This window comes from Tolypothrix sp. VBCCA 56010 (assembly GCF_050875635.1).
GTDB lineage: Bacteria > Cyanobacteriota > Cyanobacteriia > Cyanobacteriales > Nostocaceae > Hassallia.
The window spans coordinates 1-8,767 of record NZ_JBPAOH010000224.1 but is presented as its reverse complement, the minus strand read 5'-3'; the positions used below and the strand labels follow the sequence as shown (position 1 = coordinate 8,767).

The 8,767-nt window shown below is 47.7% G+C and carries 7 protein-coding genes; all 7 read left to right on the top strand.

The annotated features are described in order from the left end of the window. Window positions 1-21: 21 nt before the first annotated feature. A complete protein-coding gene (locus tag AABK37_RS38415; RefSeq protein WP_432556669.1) occupies window positions 22-1,170 on the top strand; it encodes a hybrid sensor histidine kinase/response regulator in 1,149 nt (382 codons plus the stop codon). Window positions 1,171-1,178: 8 nt separating this feature from the next. Next, the gene (locus AABK37_RS38410; RefSeq protein ID WP_432556668.1) at window positions 1,179-1,595 is read left to right on the top strand and encodes a XisH family protein; all 417 of its coding nucleotides are present in this window, start codon (window positions 1,179-1,181) and stop codon (window positions 1,593-1,595) included. Further along, window positions 1,583-1,924, top strand: coding sequence for a XisI protein (locus AABK37_RS38405; protein WP_432556667.1), 342 nt, complete (start codon window positions 1,583-1,585; stop codon window positions 1,922-1,924). Before AABK37_RS38410 ends, AABK37_RS38405 begins: the two co-directional genes overlap by 13 nt. 64 nt (window positions 1,925-1,988) lie before the next feature. Then, window positions 1,989-7,364 carry an ATP-binding protein gene (locus tag AABK37_RS38400; protein WP_432556666.1) on the top strand — a complete coding sequence of 1,792 codons (5,376 nt, stop codon included), beginning with the start codon at window positions 1,989-1,991 and terminating at the stop codon, window positions 7,362-7,364. 172 nt (window positions 7,365-7,536) lie between these two features. Next, entirely contained in the window at window positions 7,537-7,701 is a 165-nt protein-coding gene (locus AABK37_RS38395) for a DUF2256 domain-containing protein (RefSeq protein WP_089126691.1), read from the top strand. A 10-nt stretch (window positions 7,702-7,711) separates the two neighbouring features. Next, complete coding sequence (locus tag AABK37_RS38390) at window positions 7,712-7,921, top strand: hypothetical protein (protein WP_432556665.1); 210 nt, start codon at window positions 7,712-7,714, stop codon at window positions 7,919-7,921. Next, window positions 7,922-8,767: isoaspartyl peptidase/L-asparaginase (locus AABK37_RS38385; protein ID WP_432556664.1), on the top strand; the 846-nt coding region annotated here is incomplete at its 3' end.

The following is an 8,767-nucleotide window of genomic DNA, read 5'->3' as shown; positions in this document are numbered from 1 at the left end:
GAAAAAGAAAAAAGGGGAGGGTTGTTTGTTTTTGTCTCCCTCTGTTTGTTTCCCCCCCAAAACCCACCCCCGATAAAGCCCTCCGAGTTCTCGACTGCGCGGATTTTGTTAGTAGATGATAATGCCGATATGCGAGACTATGTGGCGCGTCTGCTATCAAAGCAATGGCAGGTAACAGCTGTTGCTAATGGAGCAACTGCCCTAGCTGTCGTTTCTGAGCAACTGCCAGATTTGGTACTTACTGATGTGATGATGCCAGAAATGGACGGGTTTCAATTGCTAAGTGCATTACGCGCAAATTCAAACACAAAAGGTATACCGATTATTTTGCTATCGGCTCGTGCGGGAGAAGAGGCGGCAATTGAGGGTTTGCAAGCGGGAGCTGATGACTACCTGATTAAGCCTTTCTCTGCTCGTGAACTGCTAACTCGTGTAGAATCTCATTTGCAAATGGTACGTTTGCGCCAGGAGTTATCTTCTAATCGTTTCAAAGATGAATTCTTAGCAACAGTTACGCATGAACTTCATGCTCCTTTAGTTGGAATCCTTGGTTGGACTCGCTTACTGCGTTCAAAGGAACTCGACGAGGCTACTGCTTTACGTGCTTTGGATACAATTGAGCGCAATGCCAAGAACCAAGCAAAGCTGATTGAGGATTTGCTGGACATTTCAACGATTATCTCAGGTAAAATCAGCTTGCAGAGCCAGCCAGTTAAACTCACAAAGATTATTGAAGAAGTTATTAATACAATGTCCTCTAATGCTAAACAAAAGGGGATTAATATTGTCAAAACTTTGCAAGCAACTTCCCAACAAAGTGACACCGTTTTAGGCGATCGCGATCGCTTGCAGCAAATTGTCAGAGAATTACTTGCCAATGCGATTAAATTTACATTAAAGGGAGTAGTAGAAGTTCGGCTTGATACTATTGATTCTCTAGCTACGATTCAAATCAAGGATACAGGTGTGGGAATTAGTGCCGAGTTTCTGCCTGACGTTTTTGATCGCTTTACTCAAGCAGAGGTTCCTAGCAGACATTCGCCAGGAGGATTGGGATTGGGGCTGGCGATCGCTCGTCAACTCGTCGAATTGCACGGCGGTACAATTGAGGCAGCGAGTGAGGGAATTGGACGAGGGGCAACGTTTACTGTCAAGCTGCCATTAGTTTGATAGTTGATATGGCAAAAGACATTTTTCACGGCACTGTTAAGCTGGCACTGCAAAAAGACGGCTGGAAAATCACCCACGATCCTTATCGTCTACGCTATGGTATTGCCGATATTTATATTGACCTTGCCGCAGAAGAAGCGATCGCTGCGGAAAAAGCAGGACGTAAAATAGCAGTGGAAGTAAAAAGTTTTGTCAGCGGTTCAAATGTCTCCGAATTTCATACCGCCCTTGGTCAATTTTTAAACTATCGTATTGCCTTAGAAGCTTCAGAAGAACCAGACCGTATTCTTTATCTGGCGGTTCCAAGCGATGTACATCAAACTTTTTTGCGTTTTGAGCCAGCCAAAACCGCGATCAACCGCTATGAAGTTCGCTTGATTATTTATAACTCGGATCGAGAGGTGATTGAACAATGGATCGAATAAAGCAATATCGCCAAATTATACGTGATTTCTTAGAGAATTTTGCTGCTGACGATCCAGAAGCTCAGTTGATTTTTGATACTGAGCGCGATCGCTATCTCGTCATGCACAATGGCTGGCGCGGCGAATACCGCATTTACGGTTGCGCTATGCAGCTAGACTTAATTGAGAGCAAAGTCTGGATTCAGCATAACAGCACCGAAATTTTCATTGACCGAGAACTGATTGGGCGCGGGATTGCACCCCAAGATATTGTTTTAGGATTTCGTTCGCCCAGCGTGAGACAACGGCTTACTGCTGCTTTACACAAAGATGTTGTCAGCAAGCCTTAAAATAATAAATCATAATAAGCCAATTTATCAGCGATCGCACCCAATTAATTAACCAGTAAAGGCGATGCAACGACCTCAAAAAGAAACAGTCACCCTAGAGGATATTGTCATCACTGAGGAGTTGTCTCGGCGAAACCCTCGTCCGGCAAACTTACTCTCGGAAAATCAAGCATTGCATACGTTGGCGCGACAGTTGGTAAATAAGCCTGAAACGATGCTCCAGAGTCTAGTTGACATGGCACTAGAATTGTGCAGTGCCCAAAGCACAGGGGTCAGTTTACTTGAAGTCTTGCCTAGTGGTGAAGAAGTCTTTCGCTGGAATGTGTTGGCAGGAGCGTTAAAACAGTACGTCGGCGGCACTACCCCTCGCAACTTTAGCCCCTGTGGAACCTGCCTTGATCGCGGTACACCTGTGCTTTATTCTTATCCCGGACGATATTTCACCTCCGGTCAGGAAGCCATAACGCCCGTTGTTGAAGTATTGGTGTTACCCTTGATTGCTGACAATCAGGCTCTCGGCGCAATCTGGATTGTGTCGCACGATGAACAGCGACACTTTGACAGTGAAGACGTGCGAGTGATGACGAGTTTGGCAGATTTTACTGCGGCTACCCTGCTTTTGAATCAGCGACAAACCAAGGAACTGCTAGCTACTAACGCTACCTTAGAAACCGAAATTGTGCAGCGCAAACAGGCACAAGAACAATCGCGCGCTTTGATTGAGAATCTGCCGGGTGGAGCTGCGTTTGTCGTCGATCGCAATCTGCGCTACTTGCTGGCTGAAGGAGAAGCGTTGTCCGCTGCTGAATTCAAAAGTGAAGATTTTGTCGGAAAGACGATTTTCGAGGTACTGCCGCCGGAATTAGCGACGTATTACGAGGTGCTTTACCGTCAGGGGCTAGCTGGTGAGCCGTTTGAACTTGAACACGACGCTCACAATCGCTCATTCATCTCACGCGGAACACCACTTCGTTCTGCCGACGGCGAAGTTTATGCAGTGCTTGCCGTTTCCTACGATATTACCGATCGCAAAGAAGCCGAAGCAGCGATCACAAAAGACCTGAGAGGTACACAACTATTACGCGATCTGAGCGCACGAGTCACCACCGATGGCGACATTCAGGTACTTTACGACGAGATTTTGACAGTGGCGATGGCGCTTACACAGGCTTCGGCTGGCACGGTGCAAATTCTCGATCAAGCAACGCAAGAATTAATCATACTTGCCAACCAGGGCTTTGAACAAACGATTACCGATCATTTCTATCGCGTCAACGCCAGTTCAAATACGCCCTGTGGTCAGGCACTCTTCAGAGGCGATCGCACCTTTGTTGATTTCGATGTGCCAGAGAGCGAAGACCCCGATGGTTCTCTGCGAATCCTCTTGGAGGCGGGGTATCTCTCGGCACAGTCAACCCCGCTGATTACCCGTTCGGGTAAACTGCTCGGGATGTTTTCAACCCATTGGCGCAAACACTATCGACCGAGCGATCGCGAACTGCGCTTTCTCGATTTACTCGCCCGCCAAGCGGCCGATCTGATTGAGCAGCGGCAAGCCCAAGAAGCCCTGCACGAATCGGAAGAAAAATTTCGCACTTTTGTCAGTGCAGCTTCGGACATCATTTATGAAATGAGCGCAGATTGGCGCGAGATGCATTTCCTTAAAGGCAAAGACTTTATCACCACGACTGAAAATTCGCGTCACGAGTGGACGGAAGAATACATTCCCGAAACCGACAAGCTGCAAGTCTGGGCGGCGATCAACCGAGCGATCGCAACCCGCAGCAATTTTGAATTGAAACACCGCGTCATTAGGCTAGATGGCACAGTGGGCTGGACATTCTCACGCGCCATTCCGCTGATCGACGAAACGGGCGAAATCGTCAAATGGTTCGGTGCGGCGAGCGACATCACCGAGCAAAAACAAGCAGAAATTGCCCTGCGCGAATCGGAAGCAAAATATCGATCGCTGTTCAATTCGATTGACGATGGCTTCTGCATCGTTGAACGAGTGGCAGGGGAACCCATTAATTTTCGCTATGTTGAAGCGAATCCAGCATTTGCAGTGCAGACTGGCGTTAGCGATATCGTTGGAAAAACGATTCGTGAGGCGTTTGCTGATGCACCGGAAGCCGAATACGAGATTTACGAGAACGTCTTGAACACAGGTGAACCGCTCCGGTTTGAAACCAACGTTTCCAGTCTCGAACGCACGTTGGAAATCTACGCCTTTCGGATTGAAGGCGAACCTCGCCTCGCATTCATTTTCAAAGATATTAGCGATCGCAAACGGCACGATGCAAATTTCGTCTTTTTAGCCGAAGTCACCCAAGACCTTGCGCGTCTGACGAACATTGACGAGACGATGAATGCGCTGGGCGAAAAAATCGGCGGATATTTCAACTTGTCGGCATGCGTCTTTGCCGAATTGAGTGAGACGGCTGAAATTGCAGTCATCAACTACACTTGGCAACTCAGTCACATGCCAAGCTTTATTGGCACGTATCGGATGCAAGACTTCGTAACACCCGAGGTTTTGCAACTTTGTCGCGCCGGAGAAGCTGTCGTCATCCGCGACGTGTTCGCCGACCCCCTAGTCGATGGCGAGCAGTATGCGGCGCTGAACATCGGCTCCTTCCTGAGCATACCGCTCGTGCGCGATGGCGAGTGGCGCTTCCTGCTCGTCATCTATCATACCGAACCCCATGACTGGCGCGACGACGAAATCGAACTGACCCGCGAACTCGCCAACCGCATCTGGACGCGGTTGGAACGCGCCCGCGCCGAAGTAGGGTTGCGCCAATCAGAAGAAAAATATCGGTTGCTGTTCAATTCGATCAACGAAGGTTACGCCCTCTGCGAACTGCTGTATGACGACGATGAAAGGGCGATCGACTGGAAAATTTTGCAGGTCAACCCAGCGTTCGAGTCCCTGACCGGACTGCGCGATGTCGCAGGTAAAAACGCCACTCAACTGAATCAACGGTTGAATCAGAACTGGCTGCAAACCTTTGGCACGGTGGCTCAAACAGGCGAATCGACCCGGTTTGAACATTACATCGACAGTGTAGATTACTGGTTCGAGATTTTGGTGTCGCGCATCGACGAAGATAAACACCACATTGTCGTCGTATTCAACAACATTACCGATCGCAAACAGGCACAAGCCGATCAAATTCGCCTGAATCAGGAACAAGCTGCCCGTCAACAAGAACGCCAACGCGCCGAAGCTCTGGCAGACCTTGATCGTTCCAAAACGGCTTTCTTCAGCAACGTTTCTCACGAATTCCGCACACCGTTAACACTGTTGCTGGCTCCGCTACAAGATGCCTTGAGCGATCGCACCCATCCCCTACCTCAAGCACAACAGGAACGGCTAGAACTCGCACATCGAAACGCCATAAGGCTGCTGAAACTAGTTAATACCCTGCTCGACTTTTCCCGCATCGAAGCTGGACGCATGGAAGCAGTCTATGAACCGACCGACTTGGCACTGTTTACAACTGAGTTAGCCAGTGTATTTCGTTCCGCCATTGAACGGGCGGGGTTGCGGCTAGTGGTCGATTGCCCACCTTTAGCTGAACCTGTATACGTAGACCGGGAAATGTGGGAGAAAATTGTGCTTAACTTGCTCTCCAACGCCTTTAAGTTCACTAAAGATGGCGAAATTGCTGTCAGGCTGCATCTTGCTGATGACCATCATGTAACGCTACAGGTAGAAGATACAGGCTCCGGGATTGAGCCGGAAGAACTGCCCCATCTGATGGAGCGATTTTATCAAGTGCGAGTCACAAAAGCCAGAACTCATGAAGGGTCTGGGATTGGTCTTGCTTTGGTGCAGGAATTAATCAAAATGCATGGTGGAACCGTGGAAGTAAGCAGCACTCCAGGAGTGGGAAGTTGCTTTACTGTCACAATTCCATTAGGGACAGCCCACCTGCCAAGCGATCGCCTACGACTCGACGTAGGCGATCGTACCACAGCAACACGCACCCTGACATCAACTGCATTAGGTGCAGCCCCTTATGTTCAGGAGGCAAAGCGCTGGTTGTTGCAAGATAGCGATACAACAGAAGTAGGGGAAGCAGCTGCAAAAACTATTTCGGCGAACTCAAAAATCATTTCGGCGAACTCAAAAATCATTTCGACGAACTCAAAAACTATTTCCGCGAACTCAAAAATCATTTCGACGAACTCAGAAACTATTTCCGCGAACTCAGAAACTATTTCCGCGAACTCAGAAACTATTTCCGCGAACTCAAAAACTATTTCGACGAACTCAAAAACTATTTCCGCGAACTCAAAAACTATTTCGACGAACTCAGAAACTAAAACTTCTTTCCCAAATTCCCCAGCCCATATCCTTATTGTGGATGACAACGCCGATATGCGCGATTACCTCAAGCGGATATTAAGCGAACACGATGTTGAAGTTGAAGCCGTTGCGGATGGGGCAGCTGCACTGGCAATTGTTACTGAACGAGTGCCTTCTCTAGTTCTTTCTGATGTGATGATGCCACTCTTAGACGGCTTTGAGTTATTGAAAGCATTGCGTGCTGACGCACGGACAAAAGAAGTACCCATCATCCTGCTGTCTGCCCGTGCAGGAGAAGAGTCTGTAATTGAAGGACTTCAAGCTGGGGCTGACGACTACCTAATTAAACCCTTCTCAGCTACTGAACTTGTTACCCGTGTCTTAGCCCATCTCCAAATGGCACAGTTGCGCTCCCAAGCACTCCACCAGGAGAAAACAATTAACCGTATGAAGGATAAGTTTTTAGCAGAAGTTTCTCACGAACTGAATACCCCCCTAGTTGCTATTCTTGGTTGGACGCGGTTACTCCGTAGCAGCCAGCCTAGTCAAGCCATGCTGACGAAATCCCTGGAAACGATAGAACGCAATGCTACTCTCCAAGCTAAACTCGTTCAAGATTTGCTAGATATCTCGCGCATCACTGCGGGTAAAATTAACCTGAATCTTCAACCAGTTGAACTGCAACAAGTGATTGAAAACGCGATCGCCACAGTGCGTCAATCCCTGGAAACTAAAGACATTCGCCTAGAGTGTCTGCTTGACCCTTCACCAACAATAGTACAAGGCGATCCAGACCGTTTGCAGCAAATTATTTTGAATTTACTTACTAATGCCGTCAAATTTACTCCTCAAAAAGGAAGAATTAAGGTTTGTGTTCAAACTAATGAAACTCAAGCCCAAATCTCAGTCAGTGATACTGGCTGCGGAATAGATGCCGAGTTTCTGTCATACATATTTGAGACTTTTCGTCAAGCATCAAGCTCTAAAAAAGGACTGGGGTTAGGACTGGCGATCGCACGTAACCTCATAGAACTCCACGGTGGTACTATCCACGCCCAAAGTCCTGGTGTTGGGCAGGGTGCAACTTTTATTATCGAGCTACCACTAATAATTCGTAATTCGTAATTTGTAATTAACAAGCATCAGATATAGTCCAGGTTTCTCAGTTTGAATATCTTGCTTGATTTTGAAGAATTGGTATTGCAAAAATGAGAAAGAATTCTACCGTTATAGCATTCTGGTTATAATTGTCTTCCATCTCTCTCTAACATTTAACTCAAAGAAAGCACCGTTTGATATGGCACGCACTCGTTCTAAATCAGATTTGCCAACAAAAATCTGTCCGGTATGTCAACGTCCCTTCACATGGCGCAAAAAATGGGAAGATTGCTGGGATGAAGTGAAATATTGCTCAGAACGTTGTCGTCGTCACCGTTCTGAGGCTAAAACAACTGGGGAATAGAAAATGGGGAATGGGGAATGAAGCATCGGGCATGGGGCATAGGGCATGGGGCATGGGGCATGGGGCATCGTCCAAGTGGGCATTGGTAATAATTCTTTCCCCTTTTCCCTTTCCCCATTGCCCATTGCCCATTGCCCATTGCCCATTGCCCAATGCCCAATGCCCTAATCTCCTGGTTAAAGGCAACTTACGATTAGATGCAAATAGCGCAAAGGTATAAATGAAATTACATATGCAACCTAAATTAATTATTCATGGAGGAGCTGGGAGTTCTCTTCACGGTAAAGGTGGAGTAGAGATAGTGCGGCGATCGCTCTATAAAGTAGTAGAAGAAGTTTATTCTCTTTTACTTTCCGGTGCAAGAGCTTCGGAAGCGGTGGTGCGGGGTTGTCAAATGTTGGAAGATGACCCCCGCTTTAATTCTGGTACTGGTTCGGTGCTGCAATCTGACGGTCAAATCCGCATGAGTGCTTCTTTGATGGATGGGACAACGCAAAGCTTTAGTGGTGTGATTAATGTTTCGCGGGTGCAAAATCCGATTGAGTTGGCGCAATTTTTACAAAACTCACCCGACCGAGTGCTGTCAGATTACGGTTCTGCTGAATTAGCGCGGGAAATGCAAATTCCCAGTTACAACGCTTTAACTGAGTTGCGGTTGCAAGAGTGGATACAAGAACGCCAAGATAATTTTAAAAGAACAATGGCTGGGGTGGTGGCAGAACCGGAACTAGTGGAAACTAATAACGCCGGACGCGGGACGATTGGTGTGGTAGTATTAGATACTCACGGTAGACTTGCCGTTGGCACTTCCACTGGTGGGAAAGGCTTTGAGCGGATTGGACGTGTCAGTGATTCTGCAATGCCTGCGGGTAATTATGCTACAGTAAATGCTGCCGTAAGCTGCACGGGTATTGGCGAAGATATCATTGATGAGTGTTTGGCACCAAAGATTGTGATTCGCGTTACAGATGGTATGTCCCTCAAAGATGCGATGCAGCGTTCATTTACCGAAGCAAAAAACCACAAGCGGGATTTTGGGGCGATCGCTCTTGATGCGGATGGGGCG